The sequence below is a fragment of the Streptomyces sp. NPDC104202 genome (genome assembly GCF_055584185.1).
Genome location: NZ_JBVJMN010000016.1, coordinates 11275 through 34260 on the forward strand (window position 1 = coordinate 11275; position 22986 = coordinate 34260).

Annotated in this window: 18 protein-coding genes; 6 read left to right on the plus strand and 12 right to left on the minus strand. The window is 76.3% G+C overall.

What is annotated here, in order from left to right; genetic code table 11:
• Positions 1 to 64: 64 nt before the first annotated feature.
• Positions 65 to 2176 carry an FUSC family protein gene (locus ACZ60W_RS13440; protein ID WP_469755466.1) on the minus strand — a complete coding sequence of 704 codons (2112 nt, stop codon included), beginning with the start codon at positions 2174 to 2176 and terminating at the stop codon, positions 65 to 67.
• A 75-nt stretch (positions 2177 to 2251) separates the two neighbouring features.
• Entirely contained in the window at positions 2252 to 3382 is a 1131-nt protein-coding gene (locus tag ACZ60W_RS13445) for a DUF2786 domain-containing protein (RefSeq protein ID WP_469755467.1), read from the minus strand.
• A 145-nt stretch (positions 3383 to 3527) separates the two neighbouring features.
• Here ACZ60W_RS13445 and ACZ60W_RS13450 point away from each other — a divergent pair, with 145 nt between their 5' ends.
• Both ACZ60W_RS13450 and ACZ60W_RS13455 read left to right on the plus strand, forming a co-directional pair.
• Entirely contained in the window at positions 3528 to 4340 is an 813-nt protein-coding gene (locus ACZ60W_RS13450) for an ABC transporter ATP-binding protein (RefSeq protein ID WP_469755468.1), read from the plus strand.
• A complete protein-coding gene (locus tag ACZ60W_RS13455; RefSeq protein ID WP_469755469.1) occupies positions 4334 to 6451 on the plus strand; it encodes an FtsX-like permease family protein in 2118 nt (705 codons plus the stop codon). Before ACZ60W_RS13450 ends, ACZ60W_RS13455 begins: the two co-directional genes overlap by 7 nt.
• A gap of 199 nt (positions 6452 to 6650) precedes the next feature.
• Here the strand turns inward: ACZ60W_RS13455 and ACZ60W_RS13460 are convergent, their stop codons facing one another.
• Entirely contained in the window at positions 6651 to 7208 is a 558-nt protein-coding gene (locus ACZ60W_RS13460; protein ID WP_469755470.1) for a GNAT family N-acetyltransferase, read from the minus strand.
• A gap of 75 nt (positions 7209 to 7283) precedes the next feature.
• A complete protein-coding gene (locus ACZ60W_RS13465; protein WP_469755552.1) occupies positions 7284 to 8213 on the minus strand; it encodes an NADP-dependent oxidoreductase in 930 nt (309 codons plus the stop codon).
• A gap of 161 nt (positions 8214 to 8374) precedes the next feature.
• Between ACZ60W_RS13465 and ACZ60W_RS13470 the strand changes: the two genes are divergently transcribed.
• Positions 8375 to 9619 carry a LuxR C-terminal-related transcriptional regulator gene (locus ACZ60W_RS13470; RefSeq protein WP_469755471.1) on the plus strand — a complete coding sequence of 415 codons (1245 nt, stop codon included), beginning with the start codon at positions 8375 to 8377 and terminating at the stop codon, positions 9617 to 9619.
• A gap of 100 nt (positions 9620 to 9719) precedes the next feature.
• Positions 9720 to 11411 (plus strand): bifunctional 3'-5' exonuclease/DNA polymerase, encoded by a 1692-nt coding sequence (locus ACZ60W_RS13475; RefSeq protein ID WP_469755472.1) that lies wholly within the window; start codon positions 9720 to 9722, stop codon positions 11409 to 11411.
• 94 nt (positions 11412 to 11505) lie between these two features.
• On the opposite strand, the gene ACZ60W_RS13480 is transcribed toward ACZ60W_RS13475, so the two are convergent.
• Positions 11506 to 12819 (minus strand): hypothetical protein, encoded by a 1314-nt coding sequence (locus tag ACZ60W_RS13480; RefSeq protein ID WP_469755473.1) that lies wholly within the window; start codon positions 12817 to 12819, stop codon positions 11506 to 11508.
• A gap of 50 nt (positions 12820 to 12869) precedes the next feature.
• A complete protein-coding gene (locus ACZ60W_RS13485; RefSeq protein ID WP_469755474.1) occupies positions 12870 to 13379 on the minus strand; it encodes a SigE family RNA polymerase sigma factor in 510 nt (169 codons plus the stop codon).
• 151 nt (positions 13380 to 13530) lie between these two features.
• Here ACZ60W_RS13485 and ACZ60W_RS13490 point away from each other — a divergent pair, with 151 nt between their 5' ends.
• A complete protein-coding gene (locus ACZ60W_RS13490; protein ID WP_469755475.1) occupies positions 13531 to 13917 on the plus strand; it encodes a DUF6479 family protein in 387 nt (128 codons plus the stop codon).
• Between the two features lie 72 nt (positions 13918 to 13989).
• Positions 13990 to 14937, plus strand: coding sequence for a sigma factor-like helix-turn-helix DNA-binding protein (locus ACZ60W_RS13495; protein ID WP_469755476.1), 948 nt, complete (start codon positions 13990 to 13992; stop codon positions 14935 to 14937).
• A gap of 72 nt (positions 14938 to 15009) precedes the next feature.
• Here the strand turns inward: ACZ60W_RS13495 and ACZ60W_RS13500 are convergent, their stop codons facing one another.
• From ACZ60W_RS13500 to ACZ60W_RS13525, 6 genes are all read right to left on the minus strand, one after another.
• Positions 15010 to 15702 (minus strand): pyridoxamine 5'-phosphate oxidase family protein, encoded by a 693-nt coding sequence (locus ACZ60W_RS13500; protein ID WP_469755477.1) that lies wholly within the window; start codon positions 15700 to 15702, stop codon positions 15010 to 15012.
• Positions 15703 to 15751: 49 nt separating this feature from the next.
• Complete coding sequence (locus ACZ60W_RS13505; RefSeq protein WP_469755478.1) at positions 15752 to 17098, minus strand: lysine N(6)-hydroxylase/L-ornithine N(5)-oxygenase family protein; 1347 nt, start codon at positions 17096 to 17098, stop codon at positions 15752 to 15754.
• Positions 17099 to 17141: 43 nt separating this feature from the next.
• The gene (locus tag ACZ60W_RS13510; RefSeq protein ID WP_469755479.1) at positions 17142 to 18392 is read right to left on the minus strand and encodes an APC family permease; all 1251 of its coding nucleotides are present in this window, start codon (positions 18390 to 18392) and stop codon (positions 17142 to 17144) included.
• Between the two features lie 117 nt (positions 18393 to 18509).
• Positions 18510 to 20831 carry an FAD-dependent oxidoreductase gene (locus tag ACZ60W_RS13515; RefSeq protein WP_469755480.1) on the minus strand — a complete coding sequence of 774 codons (2322 nt, stop codon included), beginning with the start codon at positions 20829 to 20831 and terminating at the stop codon, positions 18510 to 18512.
• Positions 20824 to 22431 (minus strand): class I tRNA ligase family protein, encoded by a 1608-nt coding sequence (locus tag ACZ60W_RS13520; protein WP_469755481.1) that lies wholly within the window; start codon positions 22429 to 22431, stop codon positions 20824 to 20826. The genes ACZ60W_RS13515 and ACZ60W_RS13520 overlap by 8 nt, the downstream gene beginning before the upstream one ends.
• Complete coding sequence (locus ACZ60W_RS13525; protein WP_469755482.1) at positions 22428 to 22934, minus strand: cupin domain-containing protein; 507 nt, start codon at positions 22932 to 22934, stop codon at positions 22428 to 22430. The genes ACZ60W_RS13520 and ACZ60W_RS13525 overlap by 4 nt, the downstream gene beginning before the upstream one ends.
• Between the last annotated feature and the right edge of the window lie 52 nt (positions 22935 to 22986).

Sequence of the window (22986 nt, forward strand, 5' to 3'; positions counted from 1 at the left end):
AGTAAGTGAAAACGGTAATCATTTCCAATGACTGGGAGGAGAGCTGCGTCACCCCCGGCGCCGGTCAGCGGCCGTGCGGGCGGGAGGAGGGGGTCAGCCCCGTGGTGACCTCGTCCAGGGCGTCGAGGAGGAGGGCGGCGCCCTTGTGCAGGAGGAAGTGGTCGGGGGGATCGGCGGACCAGGCGGCGAGGGTCTCGCGCAGGTCGTCCCAGGAGGGCTCGCGGCGCTCGCGGATCGCCTTCGCGCCCCGCTCGGTCGCCCGGTGGAGGGACTCCGCGAGCCCCGCCGCGGCGGGCACGGGCGGCACGTCGCGCTCCGGCACGTGCGCCTCCATGAGCATCGCCACCCGGCCGAACTCGGCGAGGGCCTCCTCGGCCTGCTCCGCGGCCGCGTGCGAGAGGCCGCGGTGGCGCACCGGCTCGTGGGTGGCCCGGGTCAGGGCCTCCTGCCAGGCCACCCGGGCCGCGCGGGTGGCGAGGAGGGTCTCCCGGACGTCGGCGCCGGCGGGTCCGGACGGGTCGGCGTACCGCGCGGTGACGGCCGCCGCGTACGCGCCCACCGCCGCCACCCAGTCCGCGAGTCGGCCGCGCAGCCGGGGCGTCTCCCACGCCGGGTAGACGGCGTACGACAGCATCGCGAGGAGCCCGCCGATGAGGGTCAGCAGCACCCGGTCCCGCACCGTCTGCGTCAGACCCGCGCCGTCCATGCCCAGCAGGAAGACGACGTACGCGGCGACGCAGACCTGGCTGACCGCATACCCCGTCCGCATCAGCAGGTACATCCCGAAGGCGCACACCACCGCGAGCACCGCGGAGAGGTAGGTGTCCGGGTGCGCCGACTGCACGACCGCCGTCGCCAGCGCCACCCCGACGAGCGTGCCGCCGAAGCGGGCCACCGAGCGGGCGTACGTCTGCGAGAAGTCCGGCCGCATCACCATCACGGACGCCATCGGCGCCCAGTAGCCGTGGCCGAACGGCAGCACCCCGCCCAGGAGCCAGCCGGCGGCCGTGACCACCGAGACCCGGACCGCGTGGCGCAGGACCGGCGAGTCGGGCCGCAGCTCGGCCCGCATCTGGGCGGCCACCAGGGGCGCGAGCCGGACCAGGGTCGGCCGGGTCCGGGCGACCGGGGGCGGCGGCACGTCCTCCCCCCGCGCGGCTCGTCGCGCCGCCGCGCGCGACGAGGTCTCCGTGCGCGGCTCCGCCGTCTCCACGACGTCGCCCAGCAGTGCGGCCAGCCGGTGGGCCGCGCGGCGGGAGGGGCCGGTCAGGATGGCGCCGGTGTCGGGGGTGCGGAGCGCGGCGACGGCCGCGGGCGGCAGGACGACCGGTTCGCCGTGCCGGATCGCGTGGGCGGCGGCGTCGAGGAGCGCGCCGGCCGCGGCGAGCAGCTCCCGCACCCGGTCGCGCTGGGGTCCCTCCTCCGGCACCCCGACGGCCGGGTCCGCCAGCGAGGCGAGCACCGGGCGGATCCGCTCGGCCAGCCCCCGCGCCCCGTGGAGCTCAGCCGGGCGGCGGCGGGCCTGGCGGGGGGTCACGGCGGCGGCGCTGCGGGCCGTCATCAGCGGGACCGGGTCGAAGGGGGCGACGGGGTCGTGGCGGAGCCGGCGGGCGTAGTCGGCCTCGGCGGCCAGCGCGTCGGCGAGGGCGTCGCGCTGGGCGCCCCACCGGCGGACCGGGAGGAGGACGACCAGGGCGGCCTGGACGACGCCGCCCGCGAGGATCACGGCGGCGTGGCCCGCGGCGGTGGCGACCGAGGTGGGGAGCGTGATCGTCACCAGCATGATCGCCACGTTGGAGGAGGCGATGATGCCGGCGGTGGGGCCGGCGGCCCAGGCCAGCCCCGAGAGGAAGGTCCAGGAGAGGAGCAGCGCCAGGAAGAGCGCCTCGTGGGAGCCGGTGAGGTAGCCGAGGAAGGTGGAGACGGCGAGGCTGGCGCCGGAGGCGAGGGCCAGGGTGGGGCGGGGGCGCCAGGAGCGCTGGAAGGTGGCGATGGCCGCCTGGAAGGCGCCGAAGGCGGACGACGCGGCGACGGACGGGCCGAAGAACGCGAGTGAGACCCCCATGACCAGGGCCAGCCCCAGCGCCCCCCGCGCCGCGATGGCGGGCTCCAGCCGCCGCCGCTCCATGCTGAGCCCCGAGCGGGAGGTCGCCTTCAGCGCCCGAAGCCAACTCATGCGGCGAGCGTATCCGCGATCCGGCGACAAACGGGCATTTCGCCCACCCTCCCGGACCCCGCCGCGGGGAGGGCGCTACGGCGCGGGGCGGTCCCGGAGGGAAGGGCGTCCGGGGTGGAGCCCGGCCTGGTCCGCCGCCGACGCTCCGTGGTTCCAGCCGTCCTCGTCCCAGGCGGCGCGGACGCGGGTGGTGCGGGTCTCGGGGAAGAGTTCGTCCGTGCGGGTGGTGACGGCGAGGTCGCGGGAGGCGAGCGCCGGCAGGAGCGAGGGCGCCTCGGCGGCCACGCGGCGGGACGTCGAGGCGAGGCGGGCGCCCAGCCGGTGGGCGTACGCGAGGAGGAACGACTGCCGGAAGGACTTGGTGCGCCTGCGGCCGCCCGCCCGCTGCTCGGCCTCCGCCCGGGTCATCGCCACCGTGCCCTGGACCAGCAGCGACGTGTACAGCAGCTCCACCGGATCGAGGTCCGCCTCGAAGCCGACCACCGTCGAGAAGCCGTACGCCTCGTTCCACACGGCCCGGCAGTGGTTCGCCGTGGCGACCGCGTCCAGCAGGATCGCCTTCGCCTGCTCGTACGGCGGCTCCACGCCGACGCGGATCGCGCCCGGGGTCTCGGGCGTGGGCGCGCCCGCGGCGAGGGTCGCCTCGTCGAGGCTGTGGCGGGCCATGAGCTCCTGGGCCTTCGCCGTGAGCGCCTCCGCCTCCTCGGGGTAGCCGGTCGCCTCCGCCTTGGCGAGGAGCGCCCTGATCCGGCCGAGCATGCGGGGCTCCCCGGCGGCCGGGGGCGGCAGCGCGTCGCCCGGGGCCGGGCCGACGGCGTCGAGGCGCGGCAGCCGGACCAGGAGGCGGTACAGCTCCAGGACGGTCGTGGCGTACGAGAAGCGGTCCGTGGGCCGCGGGGCCGTGTCGTCCAGCTGGTCGAGCTGCGCGCGCCAGCGGTGCGGCAGCCGGGCGTAGCCGGCCGTCTCCTTCCTGACCAGGGCCGCGAGGAGGAGGACGTGGGCCTCGGAGAGCTCGCGGCGGGCGGTCCGGTCGAGGTCGGCGGGCTGCCAGCCGCGGCCCCAGAGGGTACGGAGGAACTCCTCGCCGCGCCGGGCCAGTTCCCCGTCGGCGCCCCGGTCGGCGGCGAGGAGGGAGGCGGCCGTGTCGAGCGATCCGTCGTCGCTCGCGTACAGCGCCTCGAAGGCCCTGTCGATCGTGGTGCTCATGCCACGATGGTCTCAGCCCCGGCGGACCGGGCGGGAACCCCCGGCGGACGGGGCCGGACACCCCGGCGGGGGTAGGGCCAGGCATACCCCCGGGACGCCCCTCAGCGGTCGTGATCCGGGCGGGCCGGAACGGTTCGCTTGAGCCATGACCACGACCACCGCCACCCCCGCCGCCGTACGGCTCCGGGGGCTCACCCGCCACCACCGGGACGTCCGCGCCCTGGACGGCGTCGACCTCGACTTCGCCGCCGGGACCTTCACCGCCGTCATGGGCCCCTCGGGCTCGGGCAAGTCCACGCTCCTCCAGTGCGCCGCGGGCCTCGACCGGCCCACCGCCGGCAGCGTGACGGTCGGCGGCATCCGCCTGGACGGGCTGAGCGAACGGCGGCTGACCCTGCTGCGGCGCGAGCGCGTCGGCTTCGTCTTCCAGTCCTTCAACCTGCTGCCCTCCCTGACCGCCGCGCAGAACGTCGCCCTGCCCCTGCGGCTCGCGGGCCGCCGCCCGTCCCGCTCCGAGGTCCGGGAGGCACTCGCGCGCGTGGGGCTGGCCGACCGGGAGCGCCACCGGCCCGGCGAGCTCTCCGGCGGCCAGCAGCAACGGGTCGCCCTCGCCCGGGCGCTGATCACCCGGCCCGCCGTCCTCTTCGGCGACGAGCCGACCGGCGCGCTGGACTCGACGACCAGCCGCGAGGTGCTCGGGATGCTCCGGGAGCTGGTCGACCGCGACGGGCAGACGATCGTGATGGTCACCCACGACCCGGTGGCCGCGGCCCGCGCCGACCGCGTGGTCTTCCTCGTCGACGGGCGGCTCGCGGGCGGCCTGGCGGACCCGACGGTGGAGACGGTCGCGGCCCGGATGGCGGGGCTGGAGTCCGGCGCCGGGACGGGAGCCGGGGCCGGAACACCCGGGGGGACGACGGCGGGAGCCGGCGCGGTCGTGGGGAGCCCGGCGTGCTGACCGTCGTGCTGACCGGGCTGCGGGCCCGCTGGGCCTCCTTCCTCGGAGGGTTCGTCGCGCTGGCCCTCGGGGTGGGGCTGCTGACCACGATGGGGCTGGGGCTGGCCGCGACCTTCGAGGCGCCCGCGCGCCCTCCCGAGCGGTTCGCCTCGTCGCCCGTCGTCGTCATGGGCCGGGACCGGCTGGTCCTCGACGTCCGGCGCGGGCCCGACCTCGTCTCCGTGGCACGGCCGCTCGACCGTCCACAGCCTGTGGACGGAGAACTGCTGCGCGCGCTGAAGGCCCGCTGGGACGTCACGGTGCCCGAGGACGGCGGCGCGCCCGCCGCCGTCGGCGTGGACGCCCCGGCCGCCGAGGTCCGGGCCCTCGTCGGCGGACGGGCGCAGGTCCTCACCGGCGCCGAGCGGGTGCGCGCCGACCCCGATCCGGAGCGCGACGCCCGGGCGCTCACCTCGCTCGACGCGCTGCTCGGCACCTCCGGCGGCGTCACCGCCTTCGTCTCCGTCTTCGTCGTGGCCTCGACGTTCGCGTTCGCCGTCGCGCTGCGGCGCCGCGAGTTCGGGCTGCTGCGGACCGCCGGGGCCACTCCGGGACAGGTACGGCGGCTCCTGCTCGCCGAGGCGACGGCGCTCGGCCTGCTCGCCTCCGCCGCCGGGTGCGCGCTCGGCGCCCTGGGGGCGCCGCTGCTCGCACGGACACTCGTCGACGGGGGCCTCGCGCCCGCGTGGTTCACGATCGGCCCGGCCGGCTGGCCCTTCCACGCCGCCTTCTGGACCGGGATGACGGTCGCCCTCGCCGGGGCCGTCGCCGCCTCGCGGCGGGCCGGCCGGGTGGGCCCGACGGCCGCGCTGCGCGAGGCGGACGTCGACACCGACGTCCTGCCCCTGGGCCGGGCCCTGCTCGGCGCGGGCCTTGTCCTGGCCGGAGCCGGGCTGCTGGCCTGGACCTACGCCACCGACCCGGCCGCGCTGCTGAAGCGGAAGACGTACACGACCCTGCCCATGCTCCTGACCGGCGGCGTCGCCCTGCTCTCCCCGCTCCTGGTGCGGCCGGTGTCCCGGCTGCTGCGGCTCCGGGGGGCGGTGGGGACGCTCGTACGGGAGAACAGCGCGGCCTCGGTGCGCCGGACCGCCGCCGTCGCCGCGCCCGTCCTGGTCACCGTGGCGCTCGCCGGGACGCTCTTCGGCGCGTCGGCCGGCGTCACGCGGGCGCGTGAGGCCGAGGCGCGGGAGCAGACGGTTGCCGCGTACGTGGTGTCCGGCGAGGGGCTGCGGGCGGTGACCGCGCCGGCCGGAACCGTCGTGTCCGCCACCGGGGCGACGTCCGTCTTCGTCCGGGACGGCGACGAGGCCGTCGTGAAGTACGGGGCGCGGGCGGTCGCCGACCCGGCGGCCTTCGCGGAACTGTCCCGGCTGCCGGTGGTCGCCGGCGCCCTGCGGGACCTGGACGACCGGTCGATCGTCGTCAACGAGGAGTTCGAGCGGCGCCGGGTCGGCGAGACCGTCGAGGTCTGGCGGGCGGACGGCAGCGGGCCGGTACGGCTGCGGGTCGCGGCCGTCCTCGCCCTGGGCACCGGCGACAACGGGCCCTACGTCACGCGCGCGAACGCGCCGGGAGCCGCCCTGGACCGGATCGACGCGAGCGGCGGGCCGGCCACGGCGCGGGCCCTGGAGGCGAGCGGCGGGACCGTCAGGACGGCCGACGCGTGGGCCGAGGCCGGGCGGCGCACGGACGCCCCGCGGCACCGGCTCGGCATGGTGCTGGTCCTCGGCATCGCCCTCGTCTACACGGTGATCGGCCTGGCCAACACCCTGCTGATGGCGACCTCCGTGCGCGGCGGCGAACTGGCCTCGCTGCGGCTCGCCGGCGCCACCCGGTCCCAGGTCCTGCGGGTGGTGGCGGGCGAGGCCGTGCTCGCCGTCGCCGTCGGGGCGGTCCTCGGCCTGGTCGTGACGGCCGCGGTCCTGGGCACCCTCGGCGCGGGGCTCGCCGCCCTCGCCGCGCCCGCCGTCCTGGCCGTGCCGTGGTCCGTCGTCGGCCTGTCGGCCGCCGCGTGCGCGGTGGTCGCGGTCGCCGCTTCGGCCCTCCCCGCGTGGCGGCTCACGCGCTGAGCGGCGATGGTGGAGGTCGGGGCGGTGACAAGGGTCGGAGCCGGGTCACCGCCCCGCCCCTGTGCGCGACCGGCCCACGCCCGGCTCGCTCGCCGCCCCCGCGCGCGGGGGCGGACCCCGCGGAGTGCGGACCTGTCCGAGGCTCAGGCGTCAGGCGTCAGGCGTCAGGCATCGGGCGTCAGGCGTCAGGCATCGGGCGTCAGGCGTCGGGCTTCCCGCGCCACTCCGGCGCCAGGACCGACCAGACCTCCTGGTCGTGGAGCCGGCCCCGGTACGCGTAGCTCTGGCGCAGGACGCCGTCCCTCGTCATGCCCAGGCGCCGGGCCACCGCGATGCTCGGCTCGTTGTCGGAGTTGACCACCCACTCCACGCGGCGGACGCCGCGGACCTCGATCGCCCAGTCGATGAGCGTGCGGGCCGCCCGGGTCACCAGGCCCCTGCCGACGGCCGCCGGCTCCAGCCAGCAACCGGCCTCCGCCGTACCGCCCTTGACGTCGAGGGTGCGCAGGATGACGGCGCCGACGAGGGTGCCGTCCGACCAGATGCCGTGGATCCGGCCGGTGTCGGCCGCCGCCTTCTCCGCGTACAGCCGGAGGAACGCCCGGCTCGACTCCAGGTCGGTCACGACGTCGGGGAGCCCGTTGCGGGCGCCGATGAACTCCCGCCCGCGGTCGATGTGGGCCAGGAACTCGTCCGCCTGCCACGGTTCGAGCGGGCGCAGTTCGGCGCCGTCGTCCCCCAGGGACCTCGTGTACATCGTCGTCGCCTTCCACGGTCGGACCGGCACTCACGGGCGAGGGGATCCTCTCATCCCGCCGCCCGCGGAGGGGCCCTACGGGAGCAGGACCAGCTTGCCCCGCACGTGACCGGACTCGCTCGACTCCTGTGCGCGGGCCGCCTCCTTGAGCGGGAAGGTGTCGGCGAGGCGGACGGCGAGGGCGCCCTCGGCCGCCAGCCGGGCGTGCGCGGCGAGCCCGCGCCGCACGTCCTCGGGGTCCCCCGAGACGCCCGAGAAGACGATCCCGTGCTCGGCGGCGTCGGTGGCCGCGATGGTCACGATCCGCGTCTTGTCCGCCGTCCCCTCGCCGCCGAGGAGCTCGATCGCGACCGGCAGCACGCCGTGTCCGGCCGCGTCGAAGACCGCGTCGACACCCTCCGGCGCGGCCGCCCTGACCCGGTCGGCCAGGCCCTCCCCGTACGCCACCGGGATCGCGCCGAGTGCGCGCAGGTAGGCGTGGTTGGACTCCGAGGCGCTGCCGACGACCCTGATCCCGGCCGCGACGGCGAGCTGGACGGCCACCGAGCCGACGACGCCCGCGGCGCCGTGCAGGAACAGCGTCCCGCCCCGCTCCACGCCGAGCAGGTCCAGCACCCGCTGCGCGGTCTCCCCCGCGACCGGAAGGCTCGCCGCGCCCTCCCAGGAGAGCCCGGCGGGCTTCCGGGCGACGGTGCCGGCGAGGGCGTACTCGGCGTAGGCGCCGGTCTTCGTCCAGCCGAGGACCTCGTCGCCGACGGCCAGGTCGGTGACGCCCTCGCCGAGCGCGTCGACGATGCCGGCGAACTCCAGGCCGGGGACGGCGGGGAAGGTCGTCGGGTAGAACTCCTCGACCCAGCCGCGGCGGCGCTTCCAGTCCAGCGGGTTGAGCCCGACCGCCGCCACCTTGACCCGGACCTCGCCGGGACCGGGCTCCGGCACGGCGACGCCGGTCACGTGGCGCAGCACCTCGGCCCCGCCGAACTCCTCGTACACGATCGCTTCCATACCGGTCATGCCAGCCTCCCGTGCTGCCCGTTCGGTGATCCCGTTCTTCGGCACGGCCCAGACTGCCGCCCGGGCCACCGGCTCCCCGCCCTCCCTCCGGCCAGTCCCACCTGTCCGAAAGACCGGCCGCCGCCCGCCTGTTCGCGCTTACGCTGCTCGGCATGGACGCGCTCACGCTGACCACCGTGTACGAGATCCTCCGGCAGCCCCTCGGCGGGATCCTCCCCAAGGTCTCGGCCGCCCTCGGCGCGCTGGTCCCGCACGCGGAGGCGGCCGAACTCTCGACCCACTGCGCCCACTCGCCGTTCAAGACGACGGCAGGCCCGGACGGTCCGACCGCCGCCGAGCTGGCGCCGCTGCTCGCGGCGGGGGTGCCCGGCGAGCCCTGGCAGGGCGTGGCGACGGTCGGCGGCCGGGAGCGCGGGATCGTCGCCGTCACCAGTCACGCGACCCGCCGCGGGGCGCTCCTCGTGCTCGTCCGTGAGGCCGGCGCGACCCCCGCCGACCCGGCCGCGCTCGCCGTCGCCCAGGCGCTGTGGGACCTGGTCACCAGCCACTTCGACCGGTTCGCCATCGAGGCCGTACCGGGTGCGCTGGCCCGCTCGCGGGCCGCGGCCGACACCCGCGCGCGGGTGATCGCCGAACTCACGACGGCGCACACGGCCGCGCTCTCCGGGGTCCTGGGGGTGCTGCGGAGCCGCGCGCTCGACGACACGACGGCCCGGACGACCGCGACCGACCTGGCGGGCGCGGCGCTCGTCGAGATGCGGGCGGCGCAGCGCCGGGACCGGGCCCTCGCCGAGGAGCCCGCGCGGGACGCCTTCGAGCGCCTCGCCGGCGAGCTGCGGCCGATGCTGCGGCACAGCCCCGTCCGGCTGGAGCTGGGCGCCCCCGACTCGGACCGTTCCCTGGCGGCGGACGTGGCGCACAGCGCGCGGGCGATCGTCCGCGCGCTGCTGCTCGTCGTCCTGGAGCAGGACTCGGTCCGGCGGGTCCACGTCGGCTGGCAGCTGACCGAGCACGAGCTGCGCGCCTCGGTGCGCGACGACGGCGCCGGCGCGCTGGCCCCCTGCGACCTGGGCGCCGGCACGGTCCGCGACCGCGTCGACGTCCTGGGCGGCCGCCTGGACATGGACATCGTGCCGGGCTGGGGCACGACCATCACCGCCGTCGTCCCGCTCGCCACGCCCGAGGCGCCCGTCGAGGCCGCCCATCCGCTGACGGGGCTCGGCGGGCGGGAGGTCGAGGTGCTCCGGCACCTCGCCCTCGGCCACCGCAACCGGCGCATCGCCGAGGAGCTCCACATCAGCGAGTCCACGGTGAAGTTCCACGTCGCGAACATCCTGAACAAGCTGGGCGTCGACTCCCGCGGGGAGGCCGCGGCCCTCTTCCACGCGGCCGCGTAGCGCCGCCGCCCTCCCGGCCCTGCCGTCCGCGCGGCGCCGCCGTCCGCGCCGCCGGGGCGGCGCCCCGGGTTTGTCAGTGGCGGGTGCCAGACTCGGACGCATGAGCGAGAGGTGGGCGCTGGCCGCCGAGGCGGAGGGGGACGGAGCGCTGCTCGTTCCCCTCGGCCCGGACGGCGCGCCCGCCGGTGCGGTGCGGCGCGAGCCGGACCTCGTGGCGGCCGTGCGGGACCGGCCGGAGGTGGCCCGCTGGGTGTGGCGGTCGACGGCCGAGGTGTACCCGCGGCTGCTGGCCGCGGGCGTGCGGGTCGAGCGGTGCTACGACATCGAGGACGCCGAGCAACTGCTCCTGGGACACGAGGGGCGGCTCGGGGAGCCCCGCTCCGCGGCGGCGGCCTGGGCGCGCCTGCGGAACGCGCCGGTGCCCCCCGACCCGCCGCAGCGCAGCGCCGAGCCCGGCTCGCAGGACTCCCTGTTCGAGCCGCGGCCCGTGGTCTCCGTGCCCTTCGAGGGGCTCCTCGCGGTCTACGCGGAGCAGCTGCGGCGGCACGAGCGGACCGGTCATCCGGGCCGCATGCGGCTGCTGACGGCCGCCGAGTCGGCGGGGATGCTGGTGGCCGCCGAGATGCACCGGGCCGGACTGCCCTGGCGGGCGGACGTGCACCGGGAGCTGCTGCACGAACTGCTCGGCGAGCGGTACGCGGGCGGGGGCGAACCGCGCCGCCTCGCCGAGCTGTCCGACGAGATCTCCGCGGCCTTCGGCCGCCGGGTCCGGCCCGATCTGCCGGCCGACGTGGTGAGGGCGTTCGCGCAGGCGGGGGTGCGGCTGCGGTCGACCCGGCGCTGGGAGCTGGCGGAGGTCGACCACCCGGCGGTGGAGCCGCTGATCGCGTACAAGAAGCTGTACCGGATCTGGACGGCGCACGGCTGGTCGTGGCTGGCCGACTGGGTCAGGGACGGCCGGTTCCGGCCGGAGTACCTGCCCGGGGGCACCGTCAGCGGCCGCTGGACGACCAACGGCGGCGGGGCGCTGCAGATCCCGAAGGTGATCCGGCGGGCCGTGGTCGCGGACGAGGGCTGGCGGCTGGTGGTCGCCGACGCCGACCAGATGGAGCCGCGGGTGCTGGCGGCGATCTCCCGGGACCCGGGGCTGATGGAGGTCGCGGGGCACCCCGACGACCTCTACACCCGCCTGTCCGACCGGGCCTTCTCCGGCGACCGCGAGCACGCCAAGCTGGCGCTGCTCGGCGCGATCTACGGCCAGACCAGCGGCGACGGCCTGAAGAACCTGGCGGCGCTGCGACGCCGCTTCCCGCGCGCGGTGGCCTATGTCGACGAGGCCGCGAAGGCGGGCGAGGAGGGCCGGCTCGTCCGGACCTGGCTGGGCCGGACCAGTCCGCGGGCGGTCGGCTCGGGCGACGACGACGAGGCGGGGCTGCCGCAGGAGTCGGGCGAACCGGAGTCGGAGAGCGGCGAGTTCGTCCCGGGGTACGCCTCGGGGAACGCCCGGGCGCGCGGCCGCTTCACCCGTAACTTCGTCGTGCAGGGCAGTGCCGCGGACTGGGCCCTGCTGATGCTGGCGGCGCTGCGGCGCTCCCTCGCGGGGATGCGGGCGGAGCTGGTGTTCTTCCAGCACGACGAGGTGATCGTGCACTGTCCGGCGGAGGAGGCCGGGGCGGTGACGGCGGCGGTCCGGGCCGCCGGGGACGAGGCGGGGCGGATCGCGTTCGGCGAGACCCCGGTCCGCTTCCCGTTCACGACGGCGACGGTCGAGCGGTACGCGGACGCCAAGTAGGCGCGGCGGGATGCGGAGTCCGGCCGGATTCGCGGAGACGCACGGCGAGGGGCGGCGGGTCGGCCCGCCGCCCCTGTCCCCCGTGCGGAGTGGTCTACTGCGCGGGCCGCGCCTGCCAGCGGGCGCTGAGCGCGATGTCCTTCAGCTGCGCCATCGTCAGCGCGGGCTCGGCGCGCGTGGCGTCCGCGTGCTGGGCACCGGTGTTGAAGGCGGAGACGACGACGCGGAACCCCTCGGGCGTCATGGTGTCGACGGTCCACCAGACGACGCCGGCGCCGCCCTTCTCGCCGGGCTGCTGGGTGAGCTTGACCTTGCGGCCGTCGGGCAGCGTGGTGACGTCGCCGCTGCCGAAGAGCTGGTCGGCGACGTCGCCCATGCCCCACTGGACGTTGATCTGGACGAGGCTCCTGCCCTTGCCGTCGTCGACGACGACGTAGCCGAACTCGCTGTCGCCGCTCTTGTCCACGACCTTGAGGCCCTGGGGCAGCAGGGCGCGCAGGGTGGTCGGGACCGTGTCGCCGGCCGGCCGGGCGGGCGGCCGGTGGGTGCCGGGCTTGATCTGCGTCGACGGCAGCGCCGGCAGCTGCTTCAGCAGCGGGCGCCAGGCGTCGGCCGTGACGAGGGCCCTGAGCTGGGCGGGGGTGAAGGGCGGGTTCTCCCGGCTGACGGGGGAGCCCTTCTCCGCGGCGGCGTTGTACTCGCTGGTGTCGACGAGGAAGCCGTCCTTGGTGAGCAGGACCGCCCGCCAGGACTTGGTCTCCTCGCGCTTGTCGGGGTACTCGTACCCCTGGAGGATCATGAGCCGGGAGCCGTCCGGCAGCCGCTCGGTGGTGCAGTCGTCGTAGGGCACGTAGACCTTGCTGGGGCACTCGACCTGCGACGCGCCCCCCTCGCCGCGGGCGGCGCGGTAGAGGCCGACGGAGACGGCGGCCCGGCCGCGGCCGTCGTCGTAGACGCCGGCGACCGACTGGCCGCGTCCGTCGAGGCCGTCGATCTCCCAGGTGCCGGACGGGGTGTGGGCCTTGAGCACGGCCGCGAGGTCCTTGACCGGGATCTGCGCCTCGCCGGGCTTCTGCGGGGTGGAGGTGCCGGTGGTGGTGTCGCCCGCGGGGGTCCGGGTGGGCTTGGGTGCGGCCACCGAGGTGGTCGCCGCGGTGTTCCCGGGGTCGAGGAGGGATCCGCCGTAGGCGCCGCCGATGCCGACGGCGGCGAGGGCGAGGGCTCCGCCGGTCACGGCGAGGCGGCGGCGCACGAGGCGGCGCCGGCCGCGGGCGAGGCCGCCCGCGACGAGCTCGCGGCGGCCCTCGGCGGAGAAGCCGTCGCCGGTGCGGCGCAGGACGGCGCCGAGCTCCTCCTCGAACCCCTGGTGCCGGGGAGCGTCGTGCGGGAGACCTTCGTTCTGGGGCATGGCGGAACCACCGTTTCCGGTTCGTGGGCGGGACGACTGGGGGGGAGGCCCTAGCGGGCGGCGAACTCGGTGAGGCTGCCGCCGAGCCGTTCGCGGAGGCGGGACAGGGCGCGGACGGAGCGGGTGCGCACCGCGGCGGAGCTGACGTGGAGGGCCTCGGCGGTCTCCTCGATGCTGCGGTCCTCCCAGTACCGCAGCACCACGACCGCCCGGTCCTTGGGCGCGAGTCCGGCCAGCGCGTCGAGCAGGGCGATCCGCAGGGCCGGGTCCTCTCCGGTCTCGGGGGCGCGGTCGGGCAGTTCGCCGAGCGGCCGCTCGGTGGCGGACCGGCGCCGCTGGTGGCTGAGGAAGGTGCGCACCAGCACGGTCTGGGCGTAGGCGGCGGGGTTGCCGACGCGGGCCATGCGCCCCCACAGCGCGTACATCCGGCCCAGCGTCTCCTGGGTGAGGTCCTCGGCGAGGTGGGTGTCGCCGCTGGTCAGCAGGCAGGCGGACCGGAACAGGTGCCCCGTGCGTGCGGAGGCGAACTCCAGGAACTCGTCCGCGCGGGACTTTCTCATGCCCCTCCTTGCCTCTCGGTCACGTGGTGTGGTCGCCGTACACCTCATTGACGCGATGGGGCCGGGGAAATGTTTCAGCGGATCCCGGGGAATTTCCGGGGGATTCCCGCCCGGCGTATCCGAATAAGCGGAATCGGGTAATCCTGAAGGTATGAACACTCTCAGCGCAGCAGAGGTCCTGGCCGCTGGGGTTTGGCAGTCAGGTCTTGGACAGCTTCTCGGCGGCCTGGTCATCGTCGCCGTGCTCATCGGCGCGGTCTGGCTCGGCTTCCGGGTCCGCGACCGCGAATCCTCACCGCCCCAGCCGGACGAACAGCCGCACCGGCCCGACACCGGCGCCCTGCCGGGCGAGACGTCCGAATACCGCAGGGCCGAGGAGATGCCCCGGAACGACGGCGAGCACCGGCTCATGCCGTACCAGCTGAAGGGCTCCGGCGGTACGGAGAGCTCGCCCGACCCGCCCAGCGAGGAGAAGCGCAAGTGGGGCGGGATCTCCAGCGGTGGCTTCGGCAGCGGGGGCACCGGACACGGCGACTGACGCCGGGCGAACCCAGGGCCGCCGTCGGGACACCGGCGGCGGCCGCACCCCGCGTCGCGGAGGTCACACCCCGTGGATGACGACACGCACGACAGAGACGACCGGGCCGTCGGCGCCCGCTTCGAGGAGGAGCGGCAGCGGCTCCGGGCCGTCGCGTACCGCCTGCTCGGCACGTTCGACGAGGCCGACGACGCCGTACGGGAGGCGGTGCTGCGCGCGGCACGGGAGGCGGTACGGGCCTCGGTGCGGCGCGGCGACCCGCCGACCGAGGTCGTCGCCCGGGTCTGCCTGGAGCGGCTCCGCGCCCGCGAGGCGCACCGGGGCGCACCCTGGGACCCGTGGGACCCCTGGGCCGTCGGCGCACCACACCGGCCCCACCGGCCCGAGCAGGTCTCCGACCCCGGGCGGCGGGCCCTGCTCGCCGCCGACCGTGACGCCGCGGGCCCGGACCTCGCGCAGGTCCTGGACGGCCTGACGCCCTCCGAACGGCTGGCGTACGTCCTGCACGACCTGTTCGCCGAGCCCTACGAGGAGATCGCCGGGATCCTGGACCGCACCCCGTCCGCCGCCCGGCAGCTCGCCGGCCGGGCCCGGCACCGGGTGGGCGGCGCCGAGGAGATGCCACACCCCGATCCCGACCGCGGCCGCGAGGTCGTCGCGGCCCTCCTGACGGCCGCGCGCAACGGTGATCTCGACGGCCTGCTCGCCCTGCTCGACCCGGACGTGGTGCTCCGGGCCGACGCGGCCGCCGTCCGTGCGGGGACGGCCGCGGCGCACGGGGCCCCGGCCGTCGCCCGGCCGGTGGCCCGGCACGCGAGGGTGGCCCGCCCCGCCCTGGTGGACGGCATGGCGGGCCTGGTCGAGGGCGATCCGGCGGGCACCGGCGACGCCACCGCGGTCCTCGGCTTCACCGTCCTCCACGACCTGATCACCTCCGTCGACCTACTGGCCGACGCCGACCACCTCAGCCGCCTGGACCTCCAGCCCCTCGACGGCACCGCACGGCGGCCGGTGGCGTGAGGACGCCCCCGAGGGCCTGTCGTCACCATCCCCTCTGCCCTGCGGGCAACGAGGGGATTTCGACGACGCCCCCTAGCGGGCGTCCGTCCGCCGGCCCGCGCGCGAGGAGACGTGGGCCGGCGGCGCCAGGTCGGCCAGCAGGACGGGGTCGGTGACCGGCTCGCCGAAGGTGGACACGACCGGCAGCACCCCCGCCCACAGGCCGAGCGCCGCGTCCTCGGAGTCCCCGTCGTCCGGCGGGCCGGTCCGGGTCTTCACCGACGCCTCGGTGAGGTCCAGGGCGAGGACGGACGTCGCGGCCAGCTCCTTGCGGCTGGGCCGGCGCACGTACTCCCACTGCCCGGGCGAACTCTGCTCGGTGAGCGCCCGCAGGCCGCGCAGCTTCTCCTCCGGATCGGTCACGATCCGCGGCACGCCGTAGACCATCGCGCAGCGGTAGTTGACGCCGTGCTCGAAGACGGAGCGGGCCAGGACCAGCCCGTCGACGTGGGTGACGGTGACGCAGACGGTGGTGTCCGGGGCCTGGACCAGACTGCGGCTGGCGACGGAACCGTGCAGGTAGAGCCGGTCGCCGTCGACGCCGTACGCGGTGGGCACCACCATCGTCGAGCCGTCGACGGTGACGCCGAGGTGGCAGAGGAAGCCCGCGGCGAGCACGGCATCCAGGTCGGCGCGGCGGTGGCTGCCCTTCTCCCGCATGCGGCGCAGCCGGGTCCGCTCGGTGACGTCCAGCCGGTCGTCGGGGGTGGCGGTGGTGGTGCTCATGGTTCCCTCTCGCTCCGAATGATCCGGTGTGCAGGTGTTGTACGGGGTCTCAGCCCGTCACCGCCACCGGGGACCGCCTGTCGGAACGGCGGTGCTCCGCCAGGGAGTCGCAGATCTCGCCGGCCCGCACGGCGGCCATCGACAGCAGGTTGGCCGTGATGCCGTGCGAGTGCTCGGTGCCTCCCATCAGGTAGATCCCGGCCTCCACGCCGGGGGCGGTCTCCACCCGGTAGTCGCGCCGCACCCGCAGCCGCCCGTCCTCGTCGCGCAGGCAGGAGGAGTCCAGAGCGCCGAGCAGCCGGGTCGGGTCGGGCTCGCCGTAGCCCGTGGCGTACACGACGGCGTCGGCCGTCATCGTCTCCGTCTCCCCGGTCGCCAGGTTCCGCACCTCGACGCGGACGCCGTCCGGGCCCTCCTCGACCCCGGTGATCCGGGTGACGCCGAGGATCCGCAGCCGCTGCTCGCCGCGCACCTTCTCCTGGTAGGAGCGGCGGTAGAGCTCCTCGATGAGGTCCATGTCGACCACGCCGTAGTTGGTGTTGCGGTGATAGTCCATCAGGGTGCGCCGGACGGACGGGTCGGCGCCGTGGTAGAGGTCGACCGCCTCCGGGTCGAAGATCCGGTTCGCGTACGGGCTGTCGTCGGCCGGGCTGTACCCGTACCGCGTGTGCACGGCGACGACCTCGGCGTCCTCGTACGTGCGGTGCAGGTGGTCGGCTATCTCGGCGGCGCTCTGGCCGGCCCCGGCCACCACGAACCGGCGCGGGGTGCCGCCGGGCAGCGCGGCCAGCCGGTGGAGGAACTCACTGCTGTGCCAGAGGCGTGCGGAGGACTCGACGCCCTCGGGGAGCCGGGGCACGAGGCCGGTGCCGACGACCAGGTTCCGCGCCCGGTAGGTGACGGCCTCCGCCTCGGCGCCGCTGCCGGCACCGCCGAGGGCGGCCACGTCGACCTCGACGACGGGACCGTCCTGGCCCGCCCGGTCCGCGGGGCGGATCGCGGTCACCTCCAGGCCGTAACGGACCATGTGGTCCACGCCGTTGGCGGCCCACTGGAGATAGTCGTGGAACTCCTCGCGGGTCGGGAAGAGCGCCTTGTGGTTGATGAAGTCGACCAGCCTGCCCCGGTCGTGCAGGTAGGGCACGAAGCCGAAGCGGCTGACCGGGTTGCGCAGGGTGGCCAGGTCCTTGAGGAACGAGACCTGCATGGTCGCGTCCGGGATGAGCATGCCCCGGTGCCAGCCGAACGCCGGCTGCTTCTCCAGGAACACGGCCGTCAGCTCCTCGCCGGGCGCGGCCTGCTCGTTGTGCTCCTCGATGGCGATGGCGAGCGCGAGGTTGGCGGGGCCGAAGCCGACGCCGACGACGTCGTAGACGGGGGTGGTGGTCTCGTTCATGACGGAAACCCTTTCGGGGAAGTCGGTGGATCGGAGGGGGAGTTCAGGACGCACGGGACCGGCCGGCCGTCAGCGCGACACAGACGGCGGCGAGCGCCAGGGCGAACAGCAGCCCCGTGCCGGCGAAGGAGAGGAACACGGCCGCGATCACCAGCGTCACCACGGCCGTCGCCCGCAGCGCACGGCCGGTGCCGTGCGCCCGCAGCGCCGCCGCGGCCGCCGCCACGTACAGGAGCAGGAAGGCGCTGCTGGTGACGACCAGCGCCGGCTCCTCGCCCGTGCCGGCCAGGTTCAGGACGCCGAGCACGGCCGCGTAGGCGCAGGCCAGGGCGAGCGTGGCCGGCACCGGCCGGTCGGCCAGGCCCTTCGGCAGGATCCGCTCGCGGGCGGCGGCCCGGACGACGCGGGTGGCGCCGAGGACCCAGGCGTTGGTGGCGACGACGGCCAGCCCCAGGGCGAGCAGGTCGCCGGCGATCGCGCCGCCCTCGCCGAGCGAGGCGCCGAGCAGGGCCGTGATGACGACCGGCTCGTCGCCCGGTACGGCGAGGTACGCGGCCGTCACCACCGCGTACAGCAGACCCACGATCGGGACGGCCCAGCGGATGGCCCGCCGGTAGCTCCGGGCCGGGTCGTCGACCTGCTCGGCGAGCGTCGAGACGTTCTCCCAGCCGAGGAAGGAGAAGAAGGCGGTCACGACGGCGATGCCGACCCCGCCCCAGCCGTGCGTGACGAACGGCGTGTACTGGCCCGCGTCGAAGCGCGGCACCGCGAGGACCACGGCCCCGCCGAGCCCGAGCAGCAGCACGACCAGCGCGGCGGCCTGGACGCGGGCGCCGGCCGTGAGGCCGAGCAGCGTGAACGCCGCGGACAGCGCCATGAAACCGATGGCCAGGGGGTACACCGGCCCGTCGGGCTCCCCGAGCAGACCCAGCAGGCAGCGGGCCGACACGATGCCCATCACCGGGTTCCCGATGACGTACGTGGCCACCAGCAGCAGCGCCGCCGCCCGCCCCGGCCGCCGGCCGAACCCGGCCTCCACCATCGCCGCCAGCCCCGCCGCGTCCGGCCGCCACGCCGACATCTCCGCGAAGAAGCGCGCGAACGGGTACGAGCTGAGCGCGAGCGCCAGCCAGGCGAGCAGCGCGGCGGGACCCGCCTGCCGCTCCGTCAGCCCCGGCACCAGCAGGATGCCCGTGCCCACCAGACTGCTGACGTAGAACACCACCAGAGCCCGGACCCCGAGCCCCGCACGACCTCCCTCGGCCGTCTCCGGCCGAGCCTCCACATCCGTCATACCGTCACCTCCCGTGACCCCCACACCGACACCGAACCGGGTGCGGCCGCTCCCGTGCGGCCGCACCGCGACCCCGTCTCCCGGCGCCGCCTTCCGGGCGGGCGCGGGAACGGGGGCTCAGGAACCCGTCAGCACCTCCATGGCCTCCGCCGCGGCCAGCTCCGCCGCCGCCGGGGCGGTCTTGAAGCCGGCGCCCGACCACCCGGTCGCGAGGACGACCCGGCTGCCGGCGTGCTCCCGCCCGAGGTGGGGGCGGGAGTGCGGGGTGTAGAGGTCGACGCCCTGCCGGCCGGCGAGGAACCGGGTGGCGGGGTCGGCGAGCCAGGGCCAGCGCACGGCGGCCCCCTCGCGGATGTACGCCACCTGCTCGTCGGTGAGCGTCTCGTCGCCGCCGGGCGGCACGTCCCACTCGTCGACGGGCCGGCCGGCCATGTAGCCGCCGGCCGCCTCCCCGCTGAGCTGGGGCCTGCCCCACACCCCGGTCACCAGGTCGACGACGGTCGGCAGGCCGGCCGTGGCCGGGTGGTGGAAGAAGCCGTACCGGATGGTCTTGGTGCGCCCGGCGTCCGCGCCGCTGAGCTGGTGCCCGGCGATGTTCCCGGTGCCGCCGCCGGCGGCCAGGACGATGGCGCGGGCCTCCACGGGGCCCCCGGGTTCGAGCAGCACGCGGACCCGGTCGGCCCCGGGCGGGGCGACCAGTTCCAGGACCCGCGCGGGCAGCAGCCGGGCCCCGTGGGCCAGGGCGCGGTCGCGGTAGGCGCGCGCGGTGCGGGGCGGGTCGGCGTACCCGGCCTCGGGCTCCCACACGGCGGCGGTGACGCCGTCGACGGCCAGACCGGGGAAGCGGTCCCTGAGCACCTCGGGCCCGAGCAGTTCGGCGGGCACACCCGCGCCGTTGAGCTCCACGACGCCCTTGCGGGCCTGTTCGAGGTCCGCGTCGCCGCACAGCACGAGCGAGCCGGTGGTGAGGAAGCCGTAGGGGCCGGGTGCCAGCGCGGCGGGCCCCCAGGCCAGCTGGTGGCTCCGCAGCGCGAGTCCCCGCAGGTACGGGTCGGGTTCGTAGGACCGCACGAGCCCGCCGGACATGGCGGTCGCGTGGTCCTGGCTGCCGTCCATGGGCGCGACGAGCGCCACCCGGGCGCCGTGCCGGGCGAGCACGGACGCGGTGGCGGCGCCGACCACCCCGGCGCCCACGATGATCACGTCGTAGGCCCGGCCGCGGCCGTGCCCCGGCGCGGTGACGCGCGGCGCGGCCGGCACCGGCACGAGGTCCCAGCCGACGCTGCCCGCCTCCGGCTCCCCGCGCGCGGTGAACCCCCGGTCCGCGTGGGCCCGTACGGCCGCCACGAGCGTGCGCCCGGTCCGGCCCGGGTCCTCGGCCAGGGCCGCGGTGGCGGCGGCGAACGCCGCGTCCACATGGGTCTCCGGGCCGCCCCGCATCCGCGCCACCCGGGCGGCCGGGCGGCCGGGCGGTTCGGCGAGCAGCGCGGCGAACTCGTCCACCGCGCAGTCGTCGGTGAAGTAGAACGCCCCCGCGAAACCGGCCGCCCGCCACTCCCGCCCGACCCGCGCGGCCCCCGCGTGCGTACCGCACACCACGAGCGCGGTGATCCGGGCGGCGGTCTCCGCGTCGGGCCCGTCGACGCCTTCGAGGACCGGGCACCCGCCCGGCCGCGCGCCCTCCGGCGCGGCGGCCTGGGCCGCCCCCGACAGCGCCGCCGGCAGCGGGCACGCCCCCGTCGCCGGGCCGCTGCCGTCCGAGACCACGGCGCCCGACGGCAGGACGGGGGCGCCCGGCGGCGGCGTCCGCGGTGCGCGGACGAGCCCGGCCAGGTGCTCGCCGTAGACGGAGCCGTCGTGGGCGACGGCGATCCGCGTGTGCCCCGCCTCCCGCACGGCCGCCACCAGGTCGACGGCCTGGGCCCGGTCGTCCGGGCACCAGCGCAGGATGGTGCCGGTGCTGTCGGCGAGCAGGTCGGGCGTGGTGGCCAGGGGCAGCAGGACGGGCAGCCCGGCCGCCCGGTAGACGGGCAGGGCCACGCGCGCGCCGGCGCTGTTGAAGTGCCCCACGACCAGCGTGTGCCGGCCCTCCGCGACGACCGCCTCGGCGATCTGCCGGGCCGTCTCGGTCTCGCCCCGGTCGTCGTACAGCTCCCAGGTGACGGAGGACCCGTAGTGGGCGGCCGCCCGCTCCAGGTGCTCGCCCCAGGCGGCCCGCTCCCCGGAGAACGGGCCGACGACGGCCCCGTGCGGCAGGGCGTCCGCCGCGGCCTCCGCCTCCGCCGACTGCAGGCCGGTCACGGCACCGGCCCAGGTGCCGAGCGCGGACACGACGCCGCCCGGCGTCACGACCGCCGACGCGTCGCCGGCCACCGCCTCGGTCTCGATCGGGCCCGGGGCGTCGGCCCCGGGCCCGATGTCCCACAGGAACTCAGGCACTGAAGACCGCCCCGGGCCAGGCCGCCACCGGCGTGCCCGGGGCCAGGGGCGCCAGGGCGTCGGCGTCCACCCGACGCGGGCCGGACGGAAGGCCGAGCAGACCCGCGAGCCGGGCGGAGCCGTACGGCAGGGCGGGCGCGGCCCAGGCCGACAGGGCGGCGGCGACGGCGAGCTGGGCGGCGAGGGCGGCGCGGTGGGCGGGGCCGCCCTCGGGGCGCTCCCGCTCGAAGCCGGTCACGTACCCGAAGTCCTCGGCGAGGCCGACGATCTCGTCGAGCAGCGCGATCGCGCGCCGCGCGTCGTACCCCTCGACGCCGTACGCGTCCCTGAGCTGGCCGACGGTCCCGGCCAGCCGGCCGCGCAGCCGCTCCCACTCCGGGCCCTGCGGCGCCTCGGCGGGCGCCGTGCCGTCGCCGTCCTCGGCGACGGCCGTGAGGAGACGGCCGAGCCAGCCGTCCCAGCGGTCGGCCAGGCGGGCGCGGCTCGCTTCGAGGGCCGGCGAACTGAAGCTGGTCTGGCGCCCGTTGGGCCGGTCGGCCAGCACGTGGTAGCGGAGCACGTCCGCGCTCGTGCGGGCCAGCTCCTCGTGCGCCCAGATGGCGTGGCGGCGGCTGGTCGAGAACTTCAGCCCCTCCAGCCGGTAGAACTCGTTGACCACGAAGGCCCTCGGCAGCGCGATCTCGGGGTCGTACGCCCGGAACGCGGCGGGGAACAGCAGGGCGTGGAAGTAGCCGTTGTCGAAGCCGAAGAACTGGACGGGCGCGGGCGCCGGACCGGTGCCGCCGGCGCCGGTCCACTCCAGGAGGTAGCCCGGGGCCATCTCGAACCAGACGTAGATCCGCTGCTCGGTGAAGCCCTCGACCGGCACCGGCACGCCCCACTCGGAGGGGTGGCTGACGGCGATCTCGGGAAGCCCCTCGGCCCGCATCCACTCGCACAGGGACCGCAGGTGCGGCGGCATGTCGACCTCGTCCCAGAAGTCGGCGAGCTGCTGCTCCCAGGGGGCGAGGGGGAAGTAGAGCCGTTCGCAGTCGCGGAGTTCGGGGGTGGCGCCGCAGCCGGTGCAGACCGGGTTCGCCAGGTCGGCGCAGTCGTTCGGGCGGCCGCAGGGCTCGCAGGCGTTGCCGTTGGAGCCGGATCCGCAGTGCGGGCAGTCGCCCTTCAGGTAGGCCTCGTACAGCCAGCGCTCGCAGCCGGTGCAGTACGGCAGCGGCGTCGTGCGGGCGACGATGTGCCCCGCGTCGTACAGCCGCTGGAAGAACTCCTGGACGGCCGACTGGTATCCGACGTCGCGGCGCGGGCGGACGATCGCGTCGAACGCGGCACCGGCGCGGCTCCACACGGACTCGATCGAGGCGCCGTAGCCGTCGGCGACTTCCTCGCCCTTGCGGCCGCCGTCGTTGATGCCGCGGACGGGGACGTAGCTCTGGTGGTCGTCGAGACCGGTCGTGTAGCGGACCGGGCCGGTGCCCTCGGCGGCCAGGAAGCGGCGCAGCACGTCACCGGCGAGGTACGGGCCGGCGAGGTGGCCGATGTGCAGGTCGCCGTTGGGGGTGGGCGGGGTGGCGGTGATCCACTGGGTCGTCACGTTGTCGCTCATGCGGCAACCTCCTCGTTCTCGTCGGTGGTGGCGGTGCGGTCGGTGGTGTCGGTGCCGTCCGTCGGCAGGGCCGGCTCGCGCAGCGGCCAGTAGAGGGAGACCCAGCTCAGCTCGGCGTCGCCGGTGTTGTGGACGACGTGCTCCTGGTTGCGCGGCAGGACGACGACGTCGCCGGCGCGGAACGGCGGTTCCTGCACGCCGTCGAGGGTCACGGCCCCCGAGCCGGACAGGATGATCATGACCTCGTCCTGGTTGTGGCAGTCGGGGTCGGAATCCCCGCCGGGCCGCAGGAAACAGGCCATCGCCCCCACGGGCGTCTCCTCCCCGCCCGGCCACGGGATCAGCCGCTGGCAGGCGAGCCCGAACTCCTCCGTGGCGGAACTGCGGTCGATGCGGAAGCGGTTGGCCATGGCGGAGGCTCCGGGGGTTCGGGGGAGATCGCGGTACGGGGTCGGGGCGAGCGGCTGCTCCCCCGGCGGCGGGATGGGCGCGGTGAAGGGCATAGGGGTCTCCTCGGGCGGGCGACGACGGGCGACGGGCAGGGCGAATCGCGGC

Coding starts and splice junctions, on each gene's coding strand:
- ACZ60W_RS13470 (WP_469755471.1), top strand. CDS start 8,375: ATGGACGCGCTCACGCTGACCACCGTGTACGAGATCCTCCGGCAGCCC.
- ACZ60W_RS13510 (WP_469755479.1), bottom strand. CDS start 18,392: ATGACGGATGTGGAGGCTCGGCCGGAGACGGCCGAGGGAGGTCGTGCG.
- ACZ60W_RS13485 (WP_469755474.1), bottom strand. CDS start 13,379: ATGAGAAAGTCCCGCGCGGACGAGTTCCTGGAGTTCGCCTCCGCACGC.
- ACZ60W_RS13525 (WP_469755482.1), bottom strand. CDS start 22,934: ATGCCCTTCACCGCGCCCATCCCGCCGCCGGGGGAGCAGCCGCTCGCC.
- ACZ60W_RS13445 (WP_469755467.1), bottom strand. CDS start 3,382: ATGAGCACCACGATCGACAGGGCCTTCGAGGCGCTGTACGCGAGCGAC.
- ACZ60W_RS13500 (WP_469755477.1), bottom strand. CDS start 15,702: ATGAGCACCACCACCGCCACCCCCGACGACCGGCTGGACGTCACCGAG.
- ACZ60W_RS13505 (WP_469755478.1), bottom strand. CDS start 17,098: ATGAACGAGACCACCACCCCCGTCTACGACGTCGTCGGCGTCGGCTTC.
- ACZ60W_RS13475 (WP_469755472.1), top strand. CDS start 9,720: ATGAGCGAGAGGTGGGCGCTGGCCGCCGAGGCGGAGGGGGACGGAGCG.
- ACZ60W_RS13490 (WP_469755475.1), top strand. CDS start 13,531: ATGAACACTCTCAGCGCAGCAGAGGTCCTGGCCGCTGGGGTTTGGCAG.
- ACZ60W_RS13520 (WP_469755481.1), bottom strand. CDS start 22,431: ATGAGCGACAACGTGACGACCCAGTGGATCACCGCCACCCCGCCCACC.
- ACZ60W_RS13440 (WP_469755466.1), bottom strand. CDS start 2,176: ATGAGTTGGCTTCGGGCGCTGAAGGCGACCTCCCGCTCGGGGCTCAGC.
- ACZ60W_RS13465 (WP_469755552.1), bottom strand. CDS start 8,213: ATGGAAGCGATCGTGTACGAGGAGTTCGGCGGGGCCGAGGTGCTGCGC.
- ACZ60W_RS13450 (WP_469755468.1), top strand. CDS start 3,528: ATGACCACGACCACCGCCACCCCCGCCGCCGTACGGCTCCGGGGGCTC.
- ACZ60W_RS13480 (WP_469755473.1), bottom strand. CDS start 12,819: ATGCCCCAGAACGAAGGTCTCCCGCACGACGCTCCCCGGCACCAGGGG.
- ACZ60W_RS13460 (WP_469755470.1), bottom strand. CDS start 7,208: ATGTACACGAGGTCCCTGGGGGACGACGGCGCCGAACTGCGCCCGCTC.